24 protein-coding genes are annotated in these 25,805 nt (G+C 60.6%); 16 read left to right on the top strand and 8 right to left on the bottom strand.

Annotated features, from left to right (window positions below; translation table 11 throughout):
* Position 1 precedes the first annotated feature (1 nt).
* The gene (locus tag ACUN0E_RS07100; RefSeq protein WP_445566084.1) at positions 2 to 748 is read right to left on the bottom strand and encodes a Crp/Fnr family transcriptional regulator; all 747 of its coding nucleotides are present in this window, start codon (positions 746 to 748) and stop codon (positions 2 to 4) included.
* 159 nt (positions 749 to 907) lie between these two features.
* On the opposite strand from ACUN0E_RS07100, the gene ACUN0E_RS07105 reads away from it, so the two are divergent.
* The gene (locus ACUN0E_RS07105) at positions 908 to 2,539 is read left to right on the top strand and encodes an acyl-CoA synthetase (RefSeq protein ID WP_445566085.1); all 1,632 of its coding nucleotides are present in this window, start codon (positions 908 to 910) and stop codon (positions 2,537 to 2,539) included.
* Positions 2,540 to 2,642: 103 nt separating this feature from the next.
* Here the strand turns inward: ACUN0E_RS07105 and ACUN0E_RS07110 are convergent, their stop codons facing one another.
* From ACUN0E_RS07110 to ACUN0E_RS07120, 3 genes are all read right to left on the bottom strand, one after another.
* Positions 2,643 to 2,867 carry a hypothetical protein gene (locus tag ACUN0E_RS07110; protein ID WP_179739291.1) on the bottom strand — a complete coding sequence of 75 codons (225 nt, stop codon included), beginning with the start codon at positions 2,865 to 2,867 and terminating at the stop codon, positions 2,643 to 2,645.
* A gap of 285 nt (positions 2,868 to 3,152) precedes the next feature.
* A complete protein-coding gene (locus tag ACUN0E_RS07115) occupies positions 3,153 to 3,356 on the bottom strand; it encodes a cold-shock protein (protein WP_007178877.1) in 204 nt (67 codons plus the stop codon).
* Between the two features lie 294 nt (positions 3,357 to 3,650).
* Complete coding sequence (locus tag ACUN0E_RS07120) at positions 3,651 to 4,286, bottom strand: LysE family translocator (protein WP_408339948.1); 636 nt, start codon at positions 4,284 to 4,286, stop codon at positions 3,651 to 3,653.
* Between the two features lie 462 nt (positions 4,287 to 4,748).
* On the opposite strand from ACUN0E_RS07120, the gene ACUN0E_RS07125 reads away from it, so the two are divergent.
* Both ACUN0E_RS07125 and ACUN0E_RS07130 read left to right on the top strand, forming a co-directional pair.
* On the top strand, positions 4,749 to 5,012 hold the full coding sequence (locus tag ACUN0E_RS07125; protein ID WP_445566086.1) for an H-NS family nucleoid-associated regulatory protein: 264 nt from the start codon (positions 4,749 to 4,751) through the stop codon (positions 5,010 to 5,012).
* Positions 5,006 to 6,223, top strand: coding sequence for a serine hydrolase (locus ACUN0E_RS07130; protein WP_445566087.1), 1,218 nt, complete (start codon positions 5,006 to 5,008; stop codon positions 6,221 to 6,223). Before ACUN0E_RS07125 ends, ACUN0E_RS07130 begins: the two co-directional genes overlap by 7 nt.
* A 141-nt stretch (positions 6,224 to 6,364) precedes the next feature.
* On the opposite strand, the gene pcaG is transcribed toward ACUN0E_RS07130, so the two are convergent.
* Both pcaG and pcaH read right to left on the bottom strand, forming a co-directional pair.
* Positions 6,365 to 6,952, bottom strand: coding sequence for a protocatechuate 3,4-dioxygenase subunit alpha (pcaG, locus tag ACUN0E_RS07135; protein ID WP_445566088.1), 588 nt, complete (start codon positions 6,950 to 6,952; stop codon positions 6,365 to 6,367).
* A 3-nt stretch (positions 6,953 to 6,955) separates the two neighbouring features.
* Positions 6,956 to 7,660 carry a protocatechuate 3,4-dioxygenase subunit beta gene (gene pcaH / locus ACUN0E_RS07140; RefSeq protein ID WP_408339946.1) on the bottom strand — a complete coding sequence of 235 codons (705 nt, stop codon included), beginning with the start codon at positions 7,658 to 7,660 and terminating at the stop codon, positions 6,956 to 6,958.
* 107 nt (positions 7,661 to 7,767) lie between these two features.
* Here pcaH and pcaQ point away from each other — a divergent pair, with 107 nt between their 5' ends.
* Positions 7,768 to 8,766 carry a pca operon transcription factor PcaQ gene (pcaQ, locus tag ACUN0E_RS07145; protein WP_445566089.1) on the top strand — a complete coding sequence of 333 codons (999 nt, stop codon included), beginning with the start codon at positions 7,768 to 7,770 and terminating at the stop codon, positions 8,764 to 8,766.
* A 292-nt stretch (positions 8,767 to 9,058) separates the two neighbouring features.
* Positions 9,059 to 10,177 carry a 4-hydroxyphenylpyruvate dioxygenase family protein gene (locus ACUN0E_RS07150; protein ID WP_445566090.1) on the top strand — a complete coding sequence of 373 codons (1,119 nt, stop codon included), beginning with the start codon at positions 9,059 to 9,061 and terminating at the stop codon, positions 10,175 to 10,177.
* Positions 10,178 to 10,608: 431 nt separating this feature from the next.
* On the opposite strand, the gene ACUN0E_RS07155 is transcribed toward ACUN0E_RS07150, so the two are convergent.
* Entirely contained in the window at positions 10,609 to 10,902 is a 294-nt protein-coding gene (locus tag ACUN0E_RS07155) for a hypothetical protein (protein WP_408230857.1), read from the bottom strand.
* Between ACUN0E_RS07155 and ACUN0E_RS07160 the strand changes: the two genes are divergently transcribed.
* Both ACUN0E_RS07160 and ACUN0E_RS07165 read left to right on the top strand, forming a co-directional pair.
* Positions 10,892 to 13,963, top strand: a complete 3,072-nt coding sequence (locus ACUN0E_RS07160; RefSeq protein WP_445566091.1) for an autotransporter family protein — start codon at positions 10,892 to 10,894, stop codon at positions 13,961 to 13,963. The genes ACUN0E_RS07155 and ACUN0E_RS07160 overlap by 11 nt on opposite strands.
* A gap of 351 nt (positions 13,964 to 14,314) precedes the next feature.
* A complete protein-coding gene (locus ACUN0E_RS07165) occupies positions 14,315 to 15,352 on the top strand; it encodes a DUF1338 domain-containing protein (RefSeq protein WP_445566092.1) in 1,038 nt (345 codons plus the stop codon).
* A 147-nt stretch (positions 15,353 to 15,499) separates the two neighbouring features.
* Here the strand turns inward: ACUN0E_RS07165 and ACUN0E_RS07170 are convergent, their stop codons facing one another.
* Positions 15,500 to 16,132, bottom strand: a complete 633-nt coding sequence (locus tag ACUN0E_RS07170) for a helix-turn-helix domain-containing protein (protein WP_445566093.1) — start codon at positions 16,130 to 16,132, stop codon at positions 15,500 to 15,502.
* A gap of 535 nt (positions 16,133 to 16,667) precedes the next feature.
* On the opposite strand from ACUN0E_RS07170, the gene ACUN0E_RS07175 reads away from it, so the two are divergent.
* From ACUN0E_RS07175 to ACUN0E_RS07215, 9 genes are all read left to right on the top strand, one after another.
* Positions 16,668 to 17,726, top strand: coding sequence for an ABC transporter substrate-binding protein (locus ACUN0E_RS07175; RefSeq protein ID WP_445566094.1), 1,059 nt, complete (start codon positions 16,668 to 16,670; stop codon positions 17,724 to 17,726).
* Positions 17,727 to 17,794: 68 nt separating this feature from the next.
* On the top strand, positions 17,795 to 18,616 hold the full coding sequence (locus tag ACUN0E_RS07180; RefSeq protein WP_445566095.1) for an ATP-binding cassette domain-containing protein: 822 nt from the start codon (positions 17,795 to 17,797) through the stop codon (positions 18,614 to 18,616).
* Positions 18,613 to 19,893 (top strand): sugar ABC transporter permease, encoded by a 1,281-nt coding sequence (locus tag ACUN0E_RS07185; RefSeq protein ID WP_445566096.1) that lies wholly within the window; start codon positions 18,613 to 18,615, stop codon positions 19,891 to 19,893. Before ACUN0E_RS07180 ends, ACUN0E_RS07185 begins: the two co-directional genes overlap by 4 nt.
* A 46-nt stretch (positions 19,894 to 19,939) precedes the next feature.
* A complete protein-coding gene (locus tag ACUN0E_RS07190) occupies positions 19,940 to 20,668 on the top strand; it encodes an SDR family oxidoreductase (RefSeq protein ID WP_445566097.1) in 729 nt (242 codons plus the stop codon).
* A 93-nt stretch (positions 20,669 to 20,761) separates the two neighbouring features.
* Entirely contained in the window at positions 20,762 to 21,526 is a 765-nt protein-coding gene (locus ACUN0E_RS07195) for an SDR family NAD(P)-dependent oxidoreductase (RefSeq protein ID WP_445566098.1), read from the top strand.
* Positions 21,527 to 21,703: 177 nt separating this feature from the next.
* Positions 21,704 to 22,690, top strand: a complete 987-nt coding sequence (locus ACUN0E_RS07200) for a tagatose kinase (protein ID WP_445566099.1) — start codon at positions 21,704 to 21,706, stop codon at positions 22,688 to 22,690.
* Between the two features lie 52 nt (positions 22,691 to 22,742).
* Positions 22,743 to 23,975 (top strand): D-tagatose-bisphosphate aldolase, class II, non-catalytic subunit, encoded by a 1,233-nt coding sequence (locus ACUN0E_RS07205; protein WP_445566100.1) that lies wholly within the window; start codon positions 22,743 to 22,745, stop codon positions 23,973 to 23,975.
* A 162-nt stretch (positions 23,976 to 24,137) separates the two neighbouring features.
* Entirely contained in the window at positions 24,138 to 24,914 is a 777-nt protein-coding gene (locus ACUN0E_RS07210; protein ID WP_445566101.1) for an L-iditol 2-dehydrogenase, read from the top strand.
* Between the two features lie 115 nt (positions 24,915 to 25,029).
* Positions 25,030 to 25,788, top strand: coding sequence for a GolD/DthD family dehydrogenase (locus ACUN0E_RS07215; RefSeq protein WP_445566102.1), 759 nt, complete (start codon positions 25,030 to 25,032; stop codon positions 25,786 to 25,788).
* Positions 25,789 to 25,805: the final 17 nt, after the last annotated feature.

Here is a 25,805-nt window from a genome sequence, read left to right on the forward strand (position 1 = left end):
GCTAGATCTGCTCCTGACCAAACGCGTACAGACGTTCGAGGTCCAGCACGTCGATCTGGTTGTACGAGACGCGCAAAATCTGCAGCCTTTCGAGGTTTTGGAGTGCCTGGTTGATCCGTTGCCGCGACACGCTCGCCAGCAAGCCGACTTCTTCCTGCGAAATGGCCAGCGTGCGCCCGGTGTCGGGATAAAGGTCGGGATTGAACAGTTGCGCGAGCGACTGGGCGACGCGCGCGTCGACGTCCAGCAACCGGCTATTCTGGATCGATGCGATAAATTCGCCCATGCGGTTGTTCAACTGCCGGATCACAAAACCGGTGAACGGTAGACTCGAGTCGAGCAGCGCATGGAACGTCTCCGACGGCACGAACATCACGAGCGAAGGCTGAATCGCGGCCACGTCGTACTTGCGCAATTCGCGCTTGATGACACTGCCTTCGCCGAACCAGCCGCCGGGCGGCACGCCGGAGAGGGTGCAACTGCGTCCTGAGGCGCTGTAGATGGCGAGTTTGATGAGGCCGGAATGGACGCCGATCCAGTACTCCGACGGCTCCTGGCGGCGAGCGATCCACGTTCCCCCTTCCAGATGCTCCGCGTACGCGCTGGCGAGGACCATGGCCTGATGTTCAGCGGCGAGTGCCCTGAACCAGGCGCAGGTGCCGAACAGCCGCGGCAAATCGGTGCGCGGAACCCGTTCCGGCCGGTGCGGGCGGCCTTCTGCGGGGACGGTGAACGGAGCGTCATCCATAGCGGCTGGTGGGGCGTATGCGGGTGTGAAGTCGGTTGAGAAGAGTCTGGGCGCGTCACTCTGTCATTTGAATGACAGACAGTTCACCATGACAGTTGCTACGCTAGCTCATCAATCAGAAAAAGCGACGGCGCGGGCAGCGCCTCAGGAGACAAGGCAATGAAGCACATGTTCGAAGAAGGCCTTCAGCGGCGCGAGGCCAATTATGTCCCGCTGACACCCATCGATTTCATCGTACGTGCAGCGCAAGTCTACGGTGAGCGGCTGGCGGTCGTCCATGGTGAGATTCGCCGCAACTGGCGCGAAACCTACGAGCGCGCGCGGCGTCTGGCCAGCGCGTTGCGGCAGGCCGGTATCGAACGTGGCGACACGATTGCCGTGCTGCTGCCGAATATTCCTCCGATGATAGAAGCGCATTTCGGCGCACCGATGGCCGGGGCCGTGCTCAATACGCTGAATACGCGGCTCGACGTGTCGTCGCTGCTCTTCATGTTGCGTCATGGCGAGGCGAAGGCGTTAATCGTCGATACGGAATACAGCGAATTGGCGCACCGCGCGGCGCTGGAATTCCCGGAGTTACGCGTGATCAGCGTGGCGGACGCGATGCCCGCCGACGCCGAAAAGTTTATCCGCGCGACCGACTACGAAGCGTTCCTGCAAACCGGCGACCCCGAATTCGCCTGGACCCTGCCTGGCGACGAGTGGGACGCTATCGCGCTCAACTACACCTCGGGCACGACCGGCGACCCGAAGGGCGTGGTTTACCACCATCGCGGCGCTTATCTGAATGCGCTCAGCAATATCCTCGAATGGGATATGCCCAAGCATGCGGTCTACCTATGGACCTTGCCGCTGTTTCACTGCAACGGCTGGTGTTTCCCCTGGACCGTTGCCGCGCGTGCTGGCGTCAACGTCTGTTTGCGCAAATTCGACGCGAAGACGGTGTTCGAACTGATTTGCCGCGAAGGCATCACGCATTATTGTGGCGCGCCGATCGTGCAGAGCGCACTCGCGAATGCGCCCGCCGAGTGGCGTGAGGGTATCAGGCATCGTGTGTCGACGATGGTGGCCGGTGCGGCGCCCGCGCCGGCGGTGATTGCCAAGATGAAGGAGATCGGTTTCGATCTGACTCACGTATATGGACTGACCGAGACCTACGGGCCGGCTGCCGTCTGCGCAAAACAGGAGGAATGGGAAACGCTCGACGACAACGCACGCGCAGAAATGAACGCGCGGCAAGGTGTGCGTTACCACCTGCAGGCAGCGATAGCAGTGCTCGACCCGGACACGCTCGCGCCAGTACCTGAGGACGGCGAAACGCTCGGCGAGATCATGTTCCGCGGCAACATCTGCATGAAAGGGTATTTGAAGAACGAACGCGCTACGGAAGCGACCTTTCGTGGCGGCTGGTTCCACACCGGAGATCTCGGCGTGCGGATGCCCGATGGCTATATCCGCATCCGCGATCGCAGCAAGGACATCATCATATCGGGCGGCGAGAACATCTCGAGCATCGAGGTCGAAGACACGTTGTACCGTCACCCCGCAGTGTCGGTTGCCGCCGTGGTGGCGATGGCCGACCCGAAGTGGGGTGAGGTACCGTGCGCCTTCGTCGAACTCAAGGAGGGCGCTCAGGTGAGCGCAGAAGAGATCATCGCGCACTGCCGGCTGTTTCTTGCAGGATACAAGTTGCCAAAAGCGGTGCGATTCGGCGAATTGCCGAAGACGTCGACGGGAAAAATTCAGAAGTTCGAACTGCGCGCGCGGATCAAGGCGGAAGAAACCGAATAGACCGCGCGCGAGGGTGATGGTCTAACGCGCCTCATGGCGCGCTATGGGGTGCTGAACGATGCCGGCGCGGGGTTTTTCCGCGCGCATCAGGTTCGACTCGCGTTTAGCCGCGTGTGTCGACCCAGTGGCGTGCCCAGCGTGCCGAGTGCTGCAGTGCCTGTTCTTCGTTCGTGAAATAGTCGAGCGAATAGAACTGGTAGCGCCCTTCGGTACGCGCGCTGTCAGCGCGTTCGAGCAACAGGTTGGATGAAAAGCTACCGTCGGGCAAGCGATGCGCCGAGGGTTTGACGGCATAGCCGTTGTAATGATGAATATGTTTGTTTTGCATTTTATATTTTAATAATGTTCGAGTGCGCGCCTGCCGTGCGAGCCGTTGTGCGGGTCACGGACGAGCTGATTCAAGCCATTGGAGCCGAATCCAAACGCAGTCGGAAAGCTAAAAAGGGCGTTAAAGCCGGAGGGGAGAATGAGGTGCAACGAGGCGTTTGGCGCTTGGGCTAGCTGCTGAACAACACATGCAGCTAAAAGCGATCGCGCCAACTGTGGGAGACAAAGCTCCGCGAGGATGTCGCTGCAGCCCGATGTCCGTTGCCGGACACCGAGCCCTTCAAACTTACATCGGCTTGATATTAGCCGCTTGCAGACCCTTCGGGCCTTGCTTCGTTTCGAAGCTCACCTTCTGATTTTCAGCCAGCGTCTTGAAGCCGTCGCCGCTGATTTCGGAGAAGTGCGCGAACAGGTCGTCGCCGCCCTTGTCCGGGGTGATGAAGCCAAAGCCTTTGCTGTCGTTGAACCACTTAACGGTACCGGTATCCATAAAGAATCCTTGAGGAAAAAATAGAAAAATTTGCTCTGTTGAGGAGCGCGTGAAGGGTCAAGGAGGGAGAGGACAACGAATACCGCTGAGGAGCGAGACATTGATGAACAGCAATCGAACTTCTTGAACTTCGGACGTCACAGTAACTGCCGGAGCATGTAAGCGTCAACACTTATCTTGTAACTGTTTTGTCAAGCCCGAATGGCTCAGCCTGGGGGGGCTTGACGATGTGGCCCTCGTTGCTGGCTTGTCGCGTCGCGCGGCACGACAAGCCGTTCAAGCGGGATTTCAGCCTCAGATACCCACTTTATGTGCCGTCAGGATCAGGCGCAATCCAAGCGCGGCAACGGCGCTTGCGGCGACGCGATCGATCCAGCCCTTCCACTGCAGATAGATTTCGCGCGGCCGTTTGCTCGAAAAGCACAACGCGACCACGGTGTACCAGCCGGCTTCAATGGCGAAAATCGCAGGGGGCAATGCAAAGTAGCACCACAGCGGCGGATGTTGCGGAAGCAAGGCCGCGAAGATACTGCCGTAGTAGACCGCTGTCTTCGGATTGCTGAGTTGTGTGCTCAAACCGACCCAGAAAGATTTGCGCACATTGGCGGTGGCGGCTTGTGTTGCATCGAACGCCAGTGGTTTGGCCGCACCGCGCCAGATCTTCGACGCAAGGTAGATCAGATAAAGGCCACCTGCCACTTTCAAGCCGACGTACAGCCACTCTACCGTCGCCAGCAAGGTGTACAGACCGAGCAGGGCGATGCCGCTGAAGAACACGCCGCCTATTCCCATGCCGACGGCTGTCGCAAGGCCGTCGCTACGGGAGAGTCCGATCGCATTGCGGGCGACAATGACGAAGCTTGGTCCAGGGCTCATGGCACCGAGCAGCAGTGCGGCCAGGATTGTGACGATGGCTGTCGAGGCGGGCATTTTTGTATGTCTCCTAAGGCGGCGATGCGGGTCAGTGAAACATAGCATGAGAGGGCGAGATTTTGTTTTTCGATCAGCGCTAGTGGAACCAATAAGAACCAGTAGGAACCGAATGGGCCGGAGCCGAACGCAATCGGAATGACCAGGAAAGCTGATCGTCGCAGGCAAACAATCAGTTGCTGCAAGCAGCGGAAATTGGATGCTAGAATCACTTTTCATACGCTGAAGCAGCCTTGGAACACCGAGGCCAATCACGGGCGCGATCCGAACCGTTTGCCGTCGAATTCCCCTCAATCCAGGATTTATTGGACATGAATTCCAGATGCGAGTTGTCATGCATCGGGAGAGGCATCGTGAGTTCGATTTGCACTCAAGCCATCTGATTCACGCATAGGCTTCGCGTTGTTTAGCGAAGCCTTTGTTTTTCGAACGCGAGCATTATCAGCCGCGAACCGGTACGTTATGAAAGAGCGAGAAGAACAACGGCTGTTCGACCTCGACGGGAATGCGCGTGAGCGCCTGATCGTGTGGATCCGCCGACGCATGGACGAATACGGGATTACGATGGAAGCGCTCGCGGAAACGATCGAAGCCGACAAGGCCGCGACCCGGGCCGTGATGTATCGCGACGCCTACGGTAATACGTGGGACGGTTACGGCGATAAACCGGATTGGCTCGCGCGCGCAATCTACGCTGGACAGAACATCGACCATTTCCGTTGTTAAGTGTGACTTCAGTTTCTTCTGCTAATCGTTTTCCTGCGTGGCTCCGCTACATCGTGTTGTTCGGTTTGGTGTGGCTGAATATCGGCTGGTCGTTCGGTGCGGCCCATGAGCCTGCGCGCCATCTGTCCGCTCGCGCGAGCCGGCACGTTACGCCGTCCACCGGGCCCACGTCCAAAGCGAAAACGAAAACCCCCGGCAAAGCGAAAAAACAAACCGTCGGCAAGGCACGGCGCCGCATCGCGCGCAAGCGAAAGCAGGTGACGACTGCAGAGCGGCCAATGCATGTCAGCAAGCTCAGTACGAAGCATCGCCGGCAGGCTGCGCGCAATGCACGAGACCCGCGCGGCGCGAGGCGTCCCACTGCGTCGGCAGCGGCGCGTCGTGCGCAGCATACAGCGGCATCCCGCTCATCTTTGCATTCATCGCTTCGTTTATTGGCGCGCTGCGGCTATACGCCTAAATCGCGTGCGTTGCTCCGCGCCAGAGCCGTCTATGTCGTCGACGAGCGAACGCATACCGTGCTCACTGAAAAGCAGGCTGACCGAGTCATGCCGATTGCTTCGATATCCAAACTGATGACCGCAGTGGTGTCGCTCGATGCAAAGCATGCCCTGAATGCGCCACTTAACGTCACCGTTCAGGATCAGGATTTCGACAAGTTCACCGGCTCCCGGTTGAGTGTCGGGTCGAGATTGTCGCGTCATGACATGTTGCACATTGCGCTGATGTCATCTGAGAATCGCGCTGCGGCGGCACTCAGCCGCGATTACACTGGCGGGCGGCCAGGTTTTGTTGCAGCGATGAATGCGAAAGCACGCGCGCTCGGGATGCGGCATACGTCGTTCGTGAATGGCACGGGGTTGTCGCCGCGGAACGTTTCGACGGCGCGGGATTTGTCGTTGCTGGTTGCGGCGGCCAGCCGATATCCGTTGATCAAGGCTTATTCGACTGACTCTGCGCAGGTTGTCGCGCCAGGCGGCGGGCGGGCGCGGCTGAGTTATCACAATTCGAATGCGTTGGTGAGAGGTGGCGATCGGTCGATCGTGCTGCAAAAGACGGGCTTTATTAACGAAGCCGGGCATTGCGTTGTCGTGCGCATGCTGGTGCATGGCAGGCCGGTCGATATCGTCGTATTGGGCGCGCCAGGCGCTCGGGATCATATCGCCGACGTCGTGAGGATTAGCCGCTGGCTGCAGTGTTCCCTGAAGTGAACTGCCTTGCCGCGCAGACGCAAAAACCAAAAAAAAAGCCCGCACGGGGCGGGCTTAACTACTCGGAGTTTCGCGATCCAGTCGCTTGACGGATCATCTCCAGTGTATGTGAAAGCTATGTGAAAGTATAGAAAATCCGCGTCACAGGTCGAAAAACACGGTTTCCTTGTCACCCTGCATATAGATATCGAACCGGTACACATTGGCCGTATTCGGCTCGCGACGCGCGATCAGCGTGCCACGCCGGTCCGCCGGAACCGCTGCCAGCACGGCGTCCCGTGCGTTAGCCTCGGCTTCGTCTTCGAAATAGACGCGTGTGAAGGTGTGCAGCAGCATGCCGCGCATTGTCACGATCACATTCAGATGCGGCGCTTCGTCCGGGCTTGCGCGGCCGGGTTTCACCGTTTCAACGACAAAGCGCTTCTGCGGATCCGTCCCAGTACCGACACGGGCGAAGCCACGGAAACCCGTCTTCAGGATTTCCTCGCGTGATTCCGGATAGCGGCCCTGCGCGTCCACTTGCGACACTTCCAGCATGGCATCGCCGATCACGTTGCTGTCGCCGTCGAACAACTGGCCGACGATCGTGATGTGTTCGCCGGCCGCTTCGCGGTCGGCTAGAACCGGCGTGAACAGGCTTTTGAATTCGAAGTCGTATTGCTGCGGGCACAGACCGTAGGCGAAGTACGGTCCAACCGTTTGCGAAGGCGTTTGCTTGAGGGTTGTCATGGCTTAGCGCTCCATCGGGGTTTCGTTGCGGCCGCGCAGCACGATGTCGAAGTCGTAGCCGAGCGCATAGGCCTCTTCTGTCGTATCGAGCGAGAAGCCTGCAATCAGGCGGTCGCGTGCGTGCTCGGGCGTGCCCTGGAAAATCGGGTCGAAAGCCAGCAGCGGGTCGCCGGGGAAGTACATCTGCGTGACGAGACGCGAGCCGAAATGATCGCCGAACAGCGAAAAATGAATATGGTTCGGACGCCATGCGTTCGGGTGATTACCCCACGGGTAAGCGCCCGGTTTGATCGTCAGAAAGCGGTAACGGCCTTCGTTGTCGGTGATACAGCGGCCCGCACCGAGGAAGTTCGGGTCGAGTGGCGCGTCGTGCTGATCGTTCTTGTGCACATAGCGGCCGGCTGCATTGGCTTGCCAGATCTCAACCAACGTATTGCGCACCGGACGGCCACCTTCATCGAGCACACGGCCCGTCACGATGATGCGCTCGCCAAGCGGCTCGCCGTTGCGCACTGCATTGCGCGTCAGATCGTGATCGAGGGCGCCGAGGTCTTCGGTGCCGTAGACTGGCACGCGCTGATCGCGCAGCTTTTCTTTCAGCGGAATCAGCGGGCGTGTCGGGCCACGTTTGACCGAGGACCCGTAACCGGGATAGATGTAAGCGGGATGGGACGCGAAGTCGCGTGCGGTGAGAAAGGACTCGTCCATTAGTGTCTCCTTCGAGAATTGTGGGATATAGCTTTATGAAGCGACTTTATCTAACCTGAGAGGTTATGCAAAATGACGTTTTCGCTCATTTCGTATAACCTGTCGTTATGCAACGCAGCCTCGCGGACACCCGCGTCAAATTCCGCCATCTCCAGTGTTTTCTGGCTGTCGCCCAGTTCGGCGGCGTGCAGCGGGCCGCCGAAAGCCTGTCCATCACGCAGCCCGCGGTCTCCAAGACGGTCGCTGAACTGGAAGCGATTCTCGGTGTGAAGCTATTCGAGCGCGGCCGCCACGGCGCTGTGCCGACGCGCGAGGGGCAACTCTTCATGCCGCACGCGAGCGCCTGCGTCAGTGCGTTGCGACAGGGCGTCGATTTGCTGGCGCACGCGGAAGGCGCAGCGGCGGCCACGCTGGAAATCGGTATTCTGCCGACCGTCGCGGCTGCGCTGGTGCCGCCGGTGCTGAAACTGTTCGCTCCGCTTTGGCCGCGCGTGATCGTGCGCCTTGCCACCGGTGCCAACCCCGAATTGCTCGAACGCCTGAAGGCCGGCACGATCGAGTTCGCGATCGGGCGCCTGGCGGACCCGGAACGGATGATCGGGCTAAGTTTCGAGCAGCTTTTCAGCGAGCCGTTGATTGCCGTGGTGCGTGCCGGGCATCCGCTGGCGTTGGGGGCGGGCCTGCCGGCCACGTCGCTGGAGAATTTTCCGGTGGTGCTGCCGCCATTCGGTACGCTGATCCGGCAATCGGCTGAGAGTCTGTTGAGCGCGTGGGGCGTGCCGCCGCTGTCAGGGTTTGTCGAAGTGCTGTCGGTGTCGACGGGGCGCGCGTTGACGCTCGAGAACGACGCGGTATGGTTCGTGCCGCTGAGTGCAGTCGAATATGAGTTGGCGCACGGCATGCTGGTGCGTCTGCCTTTGCCGTTCGCGGGCACCGGCGAGCCCGTGGGGTTGATCCGGCGTTCGGACACGCAGCCGTCGCCGGTGGGGCGGGCGTTTATCGATGCCGTGCGCGAGGTCGCGCAGCAGCGCATGGCGGCGGTCACTGGCAAGCCGGCGGCCAAACGTGCATCGAAACGCAGCCGCGGCAATACGCCCAAAATCTGACGCATGCTGTGCAGCGGTGCAGGAATCGCGGGAGATGGGAGAGCCGCGAGAGATGCAGGAGACGCATGCCGCGACCTGATTCGCCGCGCGTGAACCATCCAGTACAAAATGAAGGTTGCGAACGCCCTGCTACCCGGTGTACAAACACGGTGCAAAAGCTGTCGCGGGGCGCCTTGCTGCGGCACACCACGCATGCGGTGTCACACTGCGGAAGATTGACGGCTTGCACCGAGCAGCAGAAACATCACGAACATTCGCAACAGCGTACGAACGACTGTACAAGGAGATTGCCATGCCCAGCGACTTGCCCACTCCAGACGCCGCGCTGCGCGCCGTGTCGGCGCCTGAGCACAATCCGCTCGGCACCGCCGGCCTCGAATTCGTGGAGTTCGCCTCGCGCGAGCCGAAGGCGCTCGGTGAGACCTTCACGAAACTCGGCTTCAAGGCGATTGCGCGCCATATCAGCAAAGACGTCACGTTGTATCGCCAGGGCGAGATGCATTTCCTGATCAATGCCGAGCCGGATTCGTTCGCCGAACGCTACGCGGAGGAATACGGCGCGGGTATCTGCGCAATCGGCATTCGCGTGGCCAACGCGCAGCGCGCCTTCGACCGCGCAATCGAACTCGGCGCGTGGGCGTTCGAAGGAGAACGGCTTGGCGCGGGCGAACTGCTGATTCCGGCGATCCAGGGCATTGGCGACTCGCACATCTATTTCGTCGACCGTTGGCGCGGCCGAGGTGGCCAGCGCGGCGGTCTTGGCGACATCTCGATCTTCGACATCGACTTCCGTCCGATCGAGATCGATACCGCGCAAGCCGATCTGAATCACGTGGGCACAGGCCTCGTCGCGGTCGATCATCTGACGCAAACGGTCGGCGAGGGCAGGATGCAGGAATGGCTCGACTTCTATCGCGATCTGCTCAACTTCCGTGAGATTCACGAGTTGCACGCGAACTGGCATGTGTCGGCGGAATCGCGCGTGATGGTGTCGCCGTGCGGCGCGATCCGCGTGCCCCTGTATGAAGAAGGCACGCGCCGCACGAGTCTGATGCACGAGTATCTGCCGGATCATCCGGGCGAAGGTGTGCAGCACATCGCGCTAGCCACCGACGACATCTTTGCGTGCGTTGAGCAACTCCTCGCGAACGGCGTCGAATTCGTCGAGCCACCGCCGCGCTACTACGCGCAACTCGATACGCGCTTGCCGGGTCATGGGCTCGATGTCGAGCGGCTCAAGCGTACGCATGTTCTGGTGGATGGCGAGATCGGCGCCGACGGCGTGCCACTGCTGTTCTTTCAGACCTTTGTGCGACGTGGCGCTGGCGAGATCTTCTTTGAGATCGTGCAGCGGCAAGGACATCACGGCTTTGGCGAAGGCAATTTGAGCGCGTTAGCGCAGGCACGATAAGCGGCATATATGACCGGCGATCTGCCGTGGAATTCGCAACTATTACTTGTTATTTAATTAACTGATTATCGTTTGCAAGTACGAGCCTATTCGTGTGAGCAATAAAGAATATCGATTATTTCAATTGAAATATGTCCCGATATCCGGGATCAAATCATGTTGCGATGAAAGATGAATTTCTTTCTGGTGGCGGTCAACAGCGCTTTCACCGCTACTTTCCAATCAGCTGGATTCTCCATTAATTTCGCAGAAAAACGACAAGAAAGGACAAAGTAATATCTGCTGTTTACTCTCCCGTTCGTAATATCTGGTAGGCAATCGTGTTGAAACAATTTGCGTTCCAACGACCAGGAGAGAGAAGTGCGATCAGAAGACGACTTCAGCGCAATGCGATGCCTATGGATAGTGCGGCACGCCGAACCTCCTTCTGATTACGTCAACACATGGCCCGCTAATGCGGTTGCCGTCAGTTTGCGCCGGCGCCGCGGATTGCCGCTCCCTGCGACGACGATGGCGGTTTCCGCCGTCATCGCCTGCTTGCCGCTTTCGGCGCTTGCGAACTGCACCAGCGCCGGCAATACCACCACCTGCGACACCACCGCGCCGTCCCCGTGGACGACGACCATCGGCACCGGTCCGGCGAACCCATCCGGCGCGACCGTCACGATTGGGCCGAATGCCCAGGTGGTGGTCGGCGACGCAACGGCGATTGCCGTGTCCGACAACGCCAATATCACCGTATCGAGCGGCGCGTTGGTCAAGAACACCGCGAAGACCAACAACGGCTTGTACAGCACAGGCGCTAACACGATCGACTTCCGCAACAACAGCACGCTGACGGTGCAGCAGGGCGCGACGGTCATTTCGTCGGGCACCCAGGGGCAAGCCGAAGCGGTCAATCCGGAAGGCAGCGGCAATACGATCGTCAACAACGGCACGATCCGTGGGGTCAATTCGGCGGCAATCTGGTTTCAGAATACGTCAGGTTTGAACACCGTCATCAATAACGCGACGGGCATCATTCAGGCGCCAAACAATGTGATTGGCGCAAGCGGGAATGGCTCGGTCGATTTCACAAACCGCGGCCAGGTGATCGGCAATCTGGTTTTCGCCGGTGGCAGCGATTCGTTGCATCTGTACACCGGCTCCGTCATCACCGGCAATTTCGACGGCGGTGGCGGCAATAATGTGATTACGCTTAACGGCACTGGAACGGCATCGTTGCCGGGCAGCATCAAGAATTTTCAGAGCCTCTATAAGCAGGACAGCGGCACCTGGACGCTCACCGGCTCGATCGTCGGCGTGACGGTCGCCGAGGTGCAACAAGGCACGCTTGTGTTGAACGGCAACAACTCGCAGTACACCGGCAAGGTGATCGTCGATCCGGCTGGTGTGCTTCAGGCCCCGGCACAGAGCTTGCCACCGACCGTCACCGACAACGGTCTTGTGCAATTCACGCAGACCGTCGACGGCATCTACGCGGGTCTCATCACGGGTACCGGCTCGGTGGAAAAGGACGGGGCCGGCACGTTGACGCTCGCGCCGTCGGCAGCCGGCGGGAATACCTATTCGGGCGGTACGGTGCTCACGCAAGGTGTGCTGTCGGCATCGGCGGATAACGTGCTCGGCGCGACGACGGGCGGCGTAACGTTCAACGGCGGCACGCTTCAACTCGGCACGAGCTTCAATCTGGCAAGCACGCGACCGATCGCGATCGCAGCGGGCGGCGGCACGATCGACACGCAGGGCTTCCAGTCAACCATTACGCAGAACATCACCGGTACGGGCGCGTTGACCAAGGCCGGCGCGGGCACATTGCTGCTTGACGGCGCGAACACTTACAGCGGTGGCACGACGGTTGGCGCGGGCACGCTCGCGGTGGGCGACGCATCGAGCCCGAGCGCGGCGCTCGGCGGCGGTGGGACCGTCAGCGTTGTTGCCGGCGCGACGCTCGGTGGCTATGGCAGCGTCACCGGCGACGTCAATAACGCAGGCACGCTCAGCGTCGCTAATGCGATGGCTGCTTTTGCCAGCGGACCAAACGGCAACTTCACGGTGAACGGCAACGTGGTCAACGCTGGACTCGCGCAGATTGCGGGCAGTGGCGTGGGCAATACGCTGACTGTCGCTGGGAACTACACCGGGCAGAATGCGACGGCCGCGCTCAACACGCAACTGGGTGCGGACAATTCGCCGTCCGACAAGATTGTGATCAACGGCGGCCGGGCTAGCGGAACGACAACGCTTGGGATTACCAATGTCGGTGGGACGGGTGGCCTTACTGTCGGCAACGGGATTCAGGTGGTGCAGGCGACCAACGGCGGCACGACTGCGGGCGGCGCTTTCGCGCAGGGTAATAACATCAGCGCCGGCGCTTATACCTACGCGCTGTATCAAGGCGGGGTGACGGCAGGCACGCAAAGTAATTGGTATTTGCGTTCGAGCTTGCCGCCTGCGCCGACGCCCGCACCGGTCCCGGCTCCGGCTCCGGCGCCTACACCGGCCGCCCCAGCACCCACGCCGGCCCCAGCACCGACACCGACACCGACACCGACACCGACACCGACACCGACACCGACACCGACACCGACACCGACACCGACACCGACACCGACACCGACACCGACACCGACACCCGCGCCAACGCCAGCGCCAGCGCCAGCGCCAGCGCCAACGCCAACGCCAACGCCAACGCCAACGCCAACGCCAACGCCAACGGGCGCCCCTGCACCGACACCGACACCCGCGCCCGCAGCGCTCCCAGCGCCCGTCCTCGCGGTCGGCGCGCCTGCTCTGCCCGTCGTCACAGCCAACGCCGCAACACCCGTGCCGATCTATCGCATGGAAGTACCGGTCTACGCCGAAGTGCCGTCGCTGGCGCGCGAACTTGCCGTTGAGCAGATCGGCACCTTCCACGATCGGCAAGGCTCGCAGAGTTTGCTAAACGAGAATGGCGTGGCGCCGGCAGGATGGGGCCGCGTATGGGGTGGGCACACGGTACAAGGCAACGACGGTGCGGTGAACCAGGAATTCGACGGCACGATCGTCGGCGCGCAGGTCGGACAGGACCTCTATGCCGACTCGAGCTCGAGCGGCCACCGCAACCACTACGGTTTCCTGCTCGGCTACGCCCGCGCGACCGGCGACGTCAACGGCTTCGCGCTCGCGCAACCGGATTTTTCGGCCGGTCATCTGTCGATCAATTCATACAGCCTCGGCGGCTACTGGACGCACATCGGCCCCGGCGGCTGGTATACGGACACCGTGCTGATGGGCAGTACGATGACGATCGATCCGCGCTCCAATCAGAACATCGGCGCGACGACGCATGGCAATGCGTTTACGGCATCGGTGGAGGCCGGCTTGCCGATTCCGTTGCCGCTGAATCTGTCGATCGAGCCGCAGTTGCAATTGATCTATCAGCACACGCACATCAATGACCTGAACGATGGCGTTTCTACCGTCTCGTTCCACAGCGCGAGCGGTCTGATCGGGCGCATCGGTGCACGGCTGCTGGGGCAGTTCTCCGCGCTCGGGACGCAATGGGAACCCTACGTACGCGTTAACGTGTTGCGTTATTTCGGTGGGACGGACGAGGCGACCTTCGCCGGCACCACGGCGATCCCGACGACGGTCGGTCAAACCGAGGGACATGTCGGCGCCGGCGTCTCGGCCCGGTTGAACAACACCGTCAGTGTCTACGCGACGGCGGGATATCTCTTCAATCTGGGCGGCGCGCATCAACGTACCGTCGAGGGAGATCTTGGCGTGCGTTGGCGCTGGTGAAGGCGGGGGCGACGCCAGGGCGCGCGGAGATCAAACGGCCTGGCGTCGTCGAGTCCTGCCAGGAATGGGTTCGCCGCGCTTTCGGCGAGTTTCGGTGAGGACGCCGCATATGCGAAGCTTTCGTGTCGCACGGCGGCTCCGAAAGCGAGCAGCGCGCCCATGTCGGGATCCTGAACTTCCGCATGTTAATTCCAAAAACGCATCAAGTAGCGATTTAATCTCGCTTTACGGCGGCGCTGTGGGTTTGAATAATCGTGCATCCAACGATACCGCGCTCGCGTCTTGAAGCCCGGCCGGCAGGCCACCTTCAAACACACGAACGCGCGCTTACCGCACTCCGTCGAGATCAATATGCGAAACACCAAAAATGCGAATGTCGAACAACTCCTGTTGAAACTGTTTGGCGCTGAGAAAACCGCGAGGCTGTTCGCTACGCTGAACCATCCGCAGATCCTCAACGAATGGGAAGACGGCACTGTCACGCGTGCCGAACTGGCTCAGGCGCTGAACATGGCGCTATTCGAAGGCCTTCTGGCGCGCTCGGCGAATGGCCGCCAATACACGGAGGAGACGATCGCCGCTGGCGGCAGCGTCTACTTCGACCACGGCGCATTGCGCACGGTGCGCTGGACAGAAAGCGGCGCGTTGCCACCGGGCGAAGCGGCTTTCGCGCGCATCCTGCGTCCGCTCGGCTTCAGTATCAACGGCCGTTATCCACTTGACCGTCTCGGCATGACCGGCCGCGCCTGGGCCCACGACGACGCCCCAGACGAGATCGCTCAATTCTTCCTCAGCGAATTGCATCCGGAGCGTTTCTCGGCGGAATTCCAGCGGGCGGTGACGAACGTGATCGGCGATTCGCGCGATCCGTTGACACCTCAGGCCGTTGGTCAGTTGTGGGAGCTCGAACGCGAGGGCGTGTTGCCGCTCGAGGCGGCTCATGCTTTGTTGCCGGTGATCGTCGGCGCGTTCGCGCGTCAACACAAGACGCCACGCGAAGCCGATTACGAAGTACTGTTGAAGGAGTCGGCGGAAATGGCGTGGATCGCGACCGAAGGCAATGCCTTTAATCACGCCACCGATCGCGTCGTGGACGTGTTCAAACTTGCCGACGACGAAAAGGCGAAGGGTCGTCCAATGAAGCCGGAAGTCGAGCGTTCGCGTTCGGGCCGCGTATTTCAGACCGCGTACCGCGCGGACATCGTGCCGCGCGAATTCCGCGCAGCTGATGGCAGCATCGTGACGCGCGACGTGCCGGGCTCGTTCTACGAGTTCATCACGCGCAAGCGGACTTTCGATCAGGATGCACGCCGCTGGGAAACGGACCTGCGTTTCGACGCAGGCAACGCACAGGGCATCTTCAAGATGACCGCAAGCCAGGCTGCGTGATGTGTAGAGCAGGCCATCACGCTGGCGTTGGCGGCGCGTTGTTAAGGCGCTGTAGCGGTGGCGGTGGCGGTGGCGTTAGCGCTGCCATTGGCATCGATTTTCGCTTCTGGCGTTGAGATGTGTCGTGGCGCGGTCCACGCGCTTTGGCTATTTTTTTGTCGGCTCGGCGGTGGCGGGTGTTTGCGTGACGTCGACGCTGGTCGCCATCCACAATACTTCGGCGTCTTTCTCGCTTGTGGATACCGCGGCGTGGCCGGTGCGGCTGTCGAAGTACAGACTGTCGCCCGCATTCAGATGCGTCGGCGCGTACAACTCGGAATACAGGCACACGCTGCCGCTGATCACGTACAGGAATTCTTCGCCTTCGTGACGGCCCCAGTCATCGAACGCGTCCAGCGTGTGCGCAGAGATGCGGATGCGGAACGGCAACATCGCTTTGTGCGCCAGATCCGTGGCGAGTAACTCCATCTGATAGCCGCGATAGGCGTGGCGCTGACCTTCGTCTTTGCGAGTCAGAGCGCGTCGGCCGCTGGCGCTGACTTTGGGTGTCGAACCGAACAGCTCGCCGATTTCAATCTTCAGTCCGAGGACGATTTTCTGCAGGACGTCGAAGGTGGGGGACATCAGGCCGTTTTCGACTTTTGACAGTGTCGAGCGGGAGACGCCGCAGAGGCGGCTCGCGGTTTCGAGCGTCAAATCCTGCGCCTGGCGGGCGGCGCGGACGCGGCGGCCGAGGTCGGTTGTGGATTGGTCGGCGGGCTTGGTGAGGTGAGTATCCATGGGGTCCAACGGCTCAAATGCGCGCCTTGGGAGGCGGGTCGTGTTTCCGATAATAACATTTGAGAAGGGCTGGCCTGGGTAGCGTTCGGTTCACGCGACCATCGAGCAACTTTTCCCATCGGAAACATAGCGCTACGAGGTTGACGCGGTCAGTTTCAATCCCGTTCCACCGCGGACTTGGCAGGCTTTAGGTCGACTTTCCAGTCCGCGCACGGCATCGATTGGTCTCCAAAACCTTCGTACAAGCACGGGATCAGTGTTTCCCCGAGGTACGATTGAATGCCGTTGACTAAGTTAAATCAATTGATTTAATCTGAGGTCGTCTGAAAAACGCGGACTGCTCTGATGCCGCACGGATGCAACATGCGCGCGAATCGGGTGCTTCCAGCGTTGGCGACCCACGCTGTCGATGACGCTGGTTACGACCGGATCATTGACGACAAGGGCGCTACGCCGGCTGGGCGAGGCGGTCGGACATCGGTACAGGTTCAGGCAACGCCTGCGCCGCTAATTACCTTAAAAACGGAGACACTCGATGACCAGACTATCGAACAAGCTGATCGGCGTCAGCACGCTGACCCTGAGCCTGATGAGCGGCACGGCGGCCATTGCAGCGCCGAGCGGAACGGTCGCCTTCCTGATGCCCGACGAGGGCTCGACGCGCTACGAACAGCATGATTTTCCCGGCTTCAAGGCCGAAATGAGCAAGCTCTGCCCCGACTGCAAAGTGCTTTATCAAAACGCAAACGGCGACGTCGCGCAGCAGCAGCAGCAGTTCAACTCGGCGATTTCCCAGGGAGCCAGGGTGATCGTTCTCGACCCTGTGGATTCGGCGGCGGCCGCCTCTTTGGTCCATCTGGCGCAGAGCCAGGGTGTCAAGGTGATCGCCTATGACCGGCCCGTACCGTCGACACCGGCGGACTACTACGTGTCGTTCGACAACGAAGGTATTGGCCGTGCCATCGCGCAGTCGCTTGTCCAGCACCTGAAAGACACGGGCGTGCCTACGACCAGGGGCGGCTTGCTCGAAGTCAACGGCTCGCCCGTTGATGCTGCGGCCGGACTGATCAAAAAGGGCAGCCACGAGGGAGTGCAGGGCAGTGGCTACAAGACGCTGGCCGAGTACGACACGCCGGACTGGGCACCACCGAAAGCGCAGCAGTGGGTCAGCGGGCAGATCACCCGCTTCGGGTCGCAGATTATCGGTGTCGTGGCCGCCAATGACGGCACGGGCGGCGGGGCCGTCGCGGCCTTCAAGGCAGCCGGTGTCAACCCGGTGCCGCCCGTGACGGGCAACGACGCGACGATCGCAGGGCTGCAGTTGATCATCTCGGGCGACCAGTACAACACGATCCTGAAGCCGAGCGAGATCGTCGCGGCTGCGGCGGCGAGGGTGGCAGTCGGCTTCCTGTCTGGCCAGTCCCCGAAGGCCGAAACGACGCTCTTCAAGACGCCGTCCCAGCTCTTCAAACCAGCAGTGATCACGGCGAAGAACCTCAAGGCGGAGGTCGTCGACAAGGGGTTCGCGAGCGCCAAGGATCTGTGCGCCGATCGCTATGCCGAAGGGTGCAAGAAACTTGGCATCACGAACTGATCCGGCGCGGCGCCGGACGGGATCTGACTCGTGCCGGGTCGCTCCATACATCATGAGGTGTCCCTCCCATGACTGACCACCCTACAACACGGTCCAGGCCAGGCGAGTTGGTCCTGAGCCTGCGCGGTGTCTCGAAGCACTTCGGAGCGGTCTCTGCCCTGACGGACATCGAACTCGACGTGCATGCCGGTGAAGTTGTCGCCCTGGTGGGCGACAACGGGGCCGGGAAATCAACACTGGTGAAGGTGCTCGCCGGTGTCCATCAACCGACCACGGGCACGATCACCTTCGACGGCCAGGAGGTCACGCTGCCCGATCCGGGCGCGGCGCTCGATCTCGGCATTGCCACCGTGTTCCAGGATCTCGCGCTGTGTGAAAACCTCGATGTCGTCGCGAACATCTATCTCGGACGCGAGCTGAATCCGCTGCGTCTCGACGAGGTCGCGATGGAGGTGAAGGCCTGGACGCTGCTGAACGAGCTGTCTGCCCGCATACCTAGCGTGCGCGACGTGGTCGCCTCGCTGTCCGGTGGCCAGCGCCAGACCGTGGCGATCGCACGCTCGCTGCTACTGGACCCGAAGCTGATCATGCTCGACGAGCCGACGGCGGCACTGGGCGTGGCCCAGACCGCTGAAGTGCTAAACCTGATCGAGCGGGTGCGCGACCGCGGCCACGCGGTGATCATGATCAGCCACAACATGGAAGACGTCCGCGCGGTAGCGGATCGGATCGTGGTGCTACGGCTCGGCCGCAACAACGGCGTCTTCTATCCCGACTCTTCGAACGAGGAACTTGTGGCCGCGATCACCGGCGCCACCGAGAACGCCGTGTCGCGCCGCGCCGGCCGCCGTCAGGCCGAGCAGGGCGCCTGGACAAAGGAACGATCATGAGTAACAAAATGCAAGGTGCCCCCCATGAAACGCCAGGCGCGCCGCAGCCCTCTCCGCTGCTCGATCGCGGCGATGTCCGCGTCAAGCATGCCGCCGGAGTCGGCGGTACCGTTGCCGCCTTCGTCGAACGGGTGCGCTCGGGCGATCTGGGATCGCTTCCGGTCATCGCGGGCCTGATCATCATCTGGACCGTGTTCACCAGCCTGAACCCGGTGTTCCTCTCGGCCAACAACATGGTGAACCTGCTGTTCGACTGCTCAACGGTGGGCGTGATCTCGCTGGGCATAGTTTGCGTGCTGATGGTGGGGCAGATAGACCTGTCGGTAGGCTCGATGAGCGGCTTCGCTTCGGCCCTCGTAGGGATGCTCTGGGTCAATCTCGGCTGGCCGGTGCTGCTGGCCATCGTCGCTGCCGTCGCTGCCGGCGCGCTGGTCGGCGTCGTGTACGCGCTGCTGCTCAACCGCTTCGGCATGCCGAGCTTCGTCGCGACACTGGCCGGGCTGCTCGCGATCCTCGGGTTGCAGCTCTACGTCCTCGGCGCCAGCGGTTCGATCAACCTGCCCTACGACTCGGCGATGGTGAACCTCGGGCAACTCATCATCATCCCCGCCGTCGTTTCGTACCTCCTTGCGCTGGTGCCGGGCGCCGTGATGCTGGCGCTTGGACTGCGCACACGTGAACGCCGCCGCGCATCCAATCTCTCTGCGCCTTCGGTGGGCAGCCTGCTCGTGCGCAGCCTCGCCATCACCGTGTTGCTGGAGATCGTGGTGGCCTACCTCAACCAGGGACGAGGTGTTCCGCTGATGTTTGGTATCTTCCTCGGCCTCGCGGTCGCGATGGACTATGCGCTTAAGAGGACGCGCTGGGGCCGCTCGATGAACGCAGTCGGCGGCAATCGCGAGGCCGCGAGGCGGGCAGGCATCAATGTCGGCGCCATCTACACCAGCGCCTTTGTGCTGTGCGGCAGTCTCGCCGCACTTGGCGGCGTGCTAACTGCGGCACGACTCGCCTCGGCAAGCACGCAGGCCGGCACCGGCGACGTGAACCTGAACGCCATCGCAGCCGCCGTGATCGGCGGCACCAGCCTGTTCGGCGGTCACGGCAGCGCGTATTCAGCAGTACTGGGCATTATTGTGATCCAGTCGATTGCCAGCGGTTTGACGCTGCTGAACCTGTCGTCCTCGTTGCGCTTCATGATCACCGGCGCGGTGCTGGCGATCGCGGTGATCGTCGACTCGCTCGCCCGGCAGTCTCGCGTCTCGCACGGTCGCGCGTAATTCCAGTAATCCAGCAACCATCTTGCATGAGACCGGAGAGCAGCAAATGACTGACTTGATGAAGGGAAAGGTTGCCGCTATCACAGGTGCTGCATCGGGAATCGGCCTCGAATGCGCGCGCACACTGATCGCGGAAGGTGCGAAGGTCGTGCTGATCGATCGTGCCAGGGAGAGGCTTGAGAAATTGTGCGCAGAGTTGGGGGAGAACGCGTTGCCGCTCGTCGTGGATCTGCTGCAGCCGTCGGAGGTTTCGGGGATGCTGCCGAGAATCCTTGACCTTGCCGGCGGACTCGACATTTTCCACGCCAACGCTGGTGCGTACGTTGGCGGCGAAGTGCTGAATGGAGATCCCGACGAGTGGGATCGCATGCTGAACCTGAACGTCAACGCCGCGTTCCGATCGGTCCACGCTGTGTTGCCGCACATGGTCGCGCAGAAATCCGGCGACATCATCTTCACCAGTTCTGTCGCGGGCTTCGTCCCGGTTGTGTGGGAACCGATCTACACCGCCTCCAAATTCGCGGTACAGGCCTTCGTCCACACGCTTCGACGTCAAGTCTCCAAACATGGCGTGCGGGTCGGCGCAGTGGCCCCGGGTCCGGTCGTCACGGCGCTGCTCGACGACTGGCCAAAGGAGAAGATGGACGAGGCGCTCGCGTTGGGCAGCCTGATGCAGCCCAAGGAGGTCGCCGACGCGGTGCTCTTCATGCTGACGCGGCCACGCAACGTGACTATCCGTGACCTTGTGATCCTTCCGAATAGCGTTGATATCTGAAACGCGTGGCAGGGGAGGGCCGGGTGCACCCGGTCCCTGCGCCGAAGGGCATTGTCAAACAGTCGATCTTCCAACCACTTCACGAGATTCACCATGACCCTTGAGAAATTCCGCCTCGACGGCAAGCTTGCTCTGATCACCGGCGGCACGCGCGGCATTGGCCTGGCCATCGCGCACACCTTCGGCGAAGCGGGCGCGCGCCTCGTCATCAGCAGTCGCAGCCCGGTACCCGAAGCTGAACGTAGTCTGCGAGAGGCGGGATACGACGTCGATTTCATCGCGGCTGACCTGGAGCAGGAGCAGGCGCCCCAGCAACTGGTCGACGAGGTGCTCAAGCGCCACGGGCGCATCGACGTGCTGGTCAACAACGCGGGTGTGGCGATTCACGGTGACAGTGGCGACTTCGACGAAGCGCGCTGGCGTCGCATTATGAGCCTGAACCTCGACGCGGTGTTCCGCGGTTGCCGGGCCGTGCTCGCACCGATGCGAGCGCAAGGCGGCGGCGTGATTCTCAACGTAGGCTCTATCTCCGGCATCGTCTCCAACATTCCGCAGAACCAGGTCGCTTACAACAGTTCAAAGGCGGCCGTTCACATGATGACGAAGAGTCTGGCCAGCGAACTGGCAGCCGAGCATATTCGGGTGAACGCGGTGGCGCCCGGCTACATCGAAACCGACATGTCGCGCGGCGGCATTGAGAATGACGAATGGTTTGCCATCTGGCGCAACATGACCCCGATGGCGCGGGTCGGCCAGCCTGAAGAAGTCGCCGCAGCCGCGCTGTTCCTCTGCTCGCCGGCCGCCAGTTATGTGACCGGCGAAGTACTGGTCGTCGACGGCGGATATACGACGCGCTGAAATCTGCCGCCCTCATGCAAATAGATAGATTTCGGTTGCGCTTGACGCGGCTACCGTGCCGCTCGACGGCAAGCTGTTCTAGCACCACCAATATGTCGATCCATTTTTATCCACTCATCGTGAAGGGCGTCGTGATTCTCGTCGCTGTCCGCATTGATGTTCAAATGAAAAAGCGTCATGGCTAATTCGGAACTGCACAAGGCCGGCAAGACCGGCTACATCCTGACGATGGGGGAAATCCTTGTCGAGATTATGGCGGCCGGGCGCGGACAGTCCTTTCGGCGGCCCGGCACGCTCATCGGTCCATATGCCAGCGGTGCGCCCGCGATCTTCATCGATCAGGTAGCCCGCATAGGCTGTCGCTGCGCGATGATCGGATGCGTCGGCGACGACGACTTCGGCATCCTTAATGTGGAACGCCTGCGCGCGGACGGCGTCGATGTATCGGGCATTGCGGTCATCAAAACCGCGACGACCGGTAGCGCTTTCGTGACCTACCGGGAGGACGGTGAGCGTGACTTCATCTTCAATATTGCGAACAGTGCGTCAGGTCAGCTATCGGTTGACGACATTCGCGAGGACTTCCTGAACGACTGCAGACACTTCCATGTGATGGGGTCGTCGCTATTTTCGTTTCGCATCATCGAAGCGATGAAAAAAGCGATCGAGACGGTGAAGGGCCATGGCGGGACAGTCAGCTTTGATCCGAATGTCCGTAAAGAAATGCTACGTATCCCGGAAATGCGTGAAGCGCTCGATTTCGTTCTCGACTACACGGATGTGTTCCTGCCAAGTGGCCACGAAGTGACGTTGCTTGTAACGGCGGGTTCCGAGGCGGGAGCGATCGACGAGCTGCTCAAACGTGGTGTGCGCGAGGTGGTCGTCAAGCGCGGGAAGGATGGTTGTAGTTTCTACGACGGCACCAGCGAGACACATCTTCCTGCTTTCTCCGTCGAAGAGATTGATCCGACCGGTGCCGGTGACTGCTTCGGCGCGACGTACATCGCATGTCGCTCGCAGGGCATGGAAGCCGGGCAGGCGCTGCGCTACGCCTGTGCCAGTGGAGCAATGGCGGTGACCGTCATGGGGCCAATGGAGGGAACGGCGACACTCGCAGAGCTTGATGCGTTCATCGCAAGAACATCGGAGCACAATCATGCATAACGTCGTTGCACGGCTGGCCGGCCTGTCCGTCGATAGCGCCGCGGGTCAAACGTTGAAAGGCATCTACTCGATCTGCTCCGCGCATCCGTGGGTGCTTGGCGCCGCCATGAAGCAGGCGCTGGACGACGGCACGCCGCTGCTGATCGAGTCGACCTCGAACCAGGTCGATCAGTTTGGCGGGTACACGGGAATGAAGCCTGCGGATTTTGTACGCTTTGTCCATCTGATCGCGGACCGTGTCGGCTTCTCACGCGACCGTCTGATCCTCGGCGGAGATCATCTCGGACCGAATGCGTGGCGAGGCTTTTCCGCCGAAGAAGCGATGCAGCGGGCAGAGGCGTTGATCGACGCGTATGTCTCGGCTGGTTTCTCCAAGATCCATCTGGACACCAGCATGAGCTGCGGCGGCGACCCAGCGCGACTGTCGGATAGTGTCGTCGCGGAGCGCGCCTCACGTCTATGCGCTGTTGCGGAAACGGCGGCCTTGCGCGAAGGGAAAGCGACGAAGCCAGTTTATGTTATTGGCACCGAAGTCCCTGTGCCGGGGGGCGCCAGCGAAGAGCTGGAGAGTGTAGAGGTCACGCGCTGGGAAGCGGCTCTCGACACGGTCGCGGTTCATCGCGACGCGTGGCGTGAGCGGGGGCTTGATGAAGCGTGGGAGCGGGTGATCGCGCTGGTCGTTCAACCGGGTGTCGAGTTCGATCACACGAAGGTGATCGATTACAAGCCTGATCTCGCTACGAAGCTTTCCGACGTTCTCACACAACTACCGGGCATGGTCTTCGAGGCCCACTCGACTGACTATCAGAAGCCAGAAGCGCTCCGGCAACTCGTTCGCGACGGGTTCGGGATTCTGAAGGTAGGTCCGGGCGTGACTTTCGCGCTACGCGAAGCATTGTATGCGCTGGCAGACATTGAAGCTGAGGTCGTCGCGGAGAGAGAACGCTCAAAACTGCACGAAGTTGTCGAGGCAGTCATGCTCGCCAAACCCGGGAATTGGGAAAAGTACTACCACGGCGATGACAACGAGAAACGTCTGCTCCGTACTTACAGTTATAGCGATCGAGTGCGGTACTACTGGGCCGACCCCGAAGTCGAGGCCTCGGCCCAAAAACTGATCAATAATCTCGCGGCAATTTCGATTCCGGAAAATCTGCTGAGCCGGTATCTTCCCGTCCAATATTGGGAGCTGCGCCGCGGCGTTATCGACGGCTCTCCCATGAGCATCATTCAAAGCAAGGTAAGAGAAATCGTCGGGACGTACGCGTCGGCATGTCGCATTTGAGCCTGGAAGCACCCGGGCTCGGGCGGCTTGTCATCCAACGATGGATTATTTCTTCTTGTATAAGTAGTAGTACATATAAAAATTACGGACTATTACGTTGTGAACCGAGGAAAGGTTTTAATCCGTTTCCTTTTCGGTACGATTTTTTGACAGGAGACGTACATGCAACTCAAAGACAAGATTGCGATTGTGACGGGTGCGGCGGTCGGAATTGGCGAAGCAGTTGTACGCCGCTATCTGGATGAGGGTGCAAGGGTCGTTGTCGTTGACGTAAAACCACAGGCCGAGCTTGAAAACACGTATAGCGATGTACCCGCGGAGCGGATCGTGCTTATCCAGGCCGACGTCACGAAGCGTGAAGGTATCGAGGGAATTGTCCGCACGACTGTTGAGCGATTCGGGCGCGTCGACATTCTCTTTAACAATGCAGCGATTTTTGACATGCGCCCATTGTTGGAGGAATCGTGGGAGATATTCGACCGTGTCTTTGCGGTAAATGTGAAGGGCATGTTCTTTCTGATGCAACGCGTTGCGCGGCAGATGGTAGAGCAGGGAGGCGGCGGAAAAATTATCAATATGGCCTCGCAGGCTGGCCGTCGCGGTGAGGCACTGGTATCGCATTACTGCGCGAGCAAGGCTGCGGTGATCAGTTACACCCAGTCAGCAGCTTTGGCGCTCGCGCCGCATCGAATCAACGTGAATGGTATTGCGCCGGGCGTAATTGACACGCCGATGTGGAAGGACGTCGACGCGCTTTTTGCACGCTACGAAAACCGGCCGGTCGGCGAAAAGAAACGTCTTGTCGGAGAGGCTGTGCCCCTGGGCCGTATGGGTCGTCCGTCTGAGTTGACGGGTGCCGCAGTGTTCCTCGCGTCGGCGGACGCGGATTACATCACCGCCCAGACGCTCAACGTCGACGGGGGAAACTGGATGAGTTAACGGTCCCCGTCTTACGCTGCAAGCGTGGTGCAAAGGGCGCTCTCAATCTTTGGAGCGTGACCCGTCGAATCTGATCGCTCAGGTAACCAGGTAAACGCACGATCAAGGAACAATCATGGTCTTTAAGTCGAACACTACTTATGACTTTACAGATGCTGTCGTCGTAGTCACTGGCGCGGCGGCCGGAATTGGACGCAAGACCGCGGAGCTCTTCGCAGAGGCGGGCGCGACGTTGGCGCTCATTGACCGCTCTCAATCAGTGACAGAAGTGGCGTCAGGCCTGGGCTCAAAACATGCCGGCTGGATTGTTGATGTAAGTGATGCTGAGTCTGTAACTGCAGCTGCAAACGAAATTCTGACGCGATTTGGTCATGTGGACGTATTGGTCAATAACGCCGGTATCGGACCCCTGGCACCGGCGGAAACTTTTCCCCTCGAGACCTGGGATAAAACGATCGCTATTAACTTGACGGGATCATTTCTGATTGCGCGAGCGTTCGCGCCAGACATGCTCGCGCGCAAGAGCGGCAGGATTATTAACCTGGCGTCCCAAGCCGCTGTGATCGGCATCGAGGGGCATCTTGCCTACTGCGCAAGCAAAGCCGGAATTATCGGAATGACCAATTGCATGGCGCTCGAATGGGCACCTATGGGAGTCACGGTGAATGCGATTTCACCAACCGTGGTTGAGACTGAGCTAGGGCTAAGCGGATGGGCGGGGGAGACGGGAGAGCGTGCCCGAGCTGCAATTCCAACCCGTCGGTTTGCGAAACCCGCCGAGATAACTTCTGCAATCATGTATTTGGCCAGCACGGAAGCCGCCATGATAAACGGAGCAAACGTGATGGTTGACGGCGGTTACACCATCACTTAAGCCGGGCGTTCTACATG

This window comes from Paraburkholderia sp. D1E, from assembly GCF_052682275.1.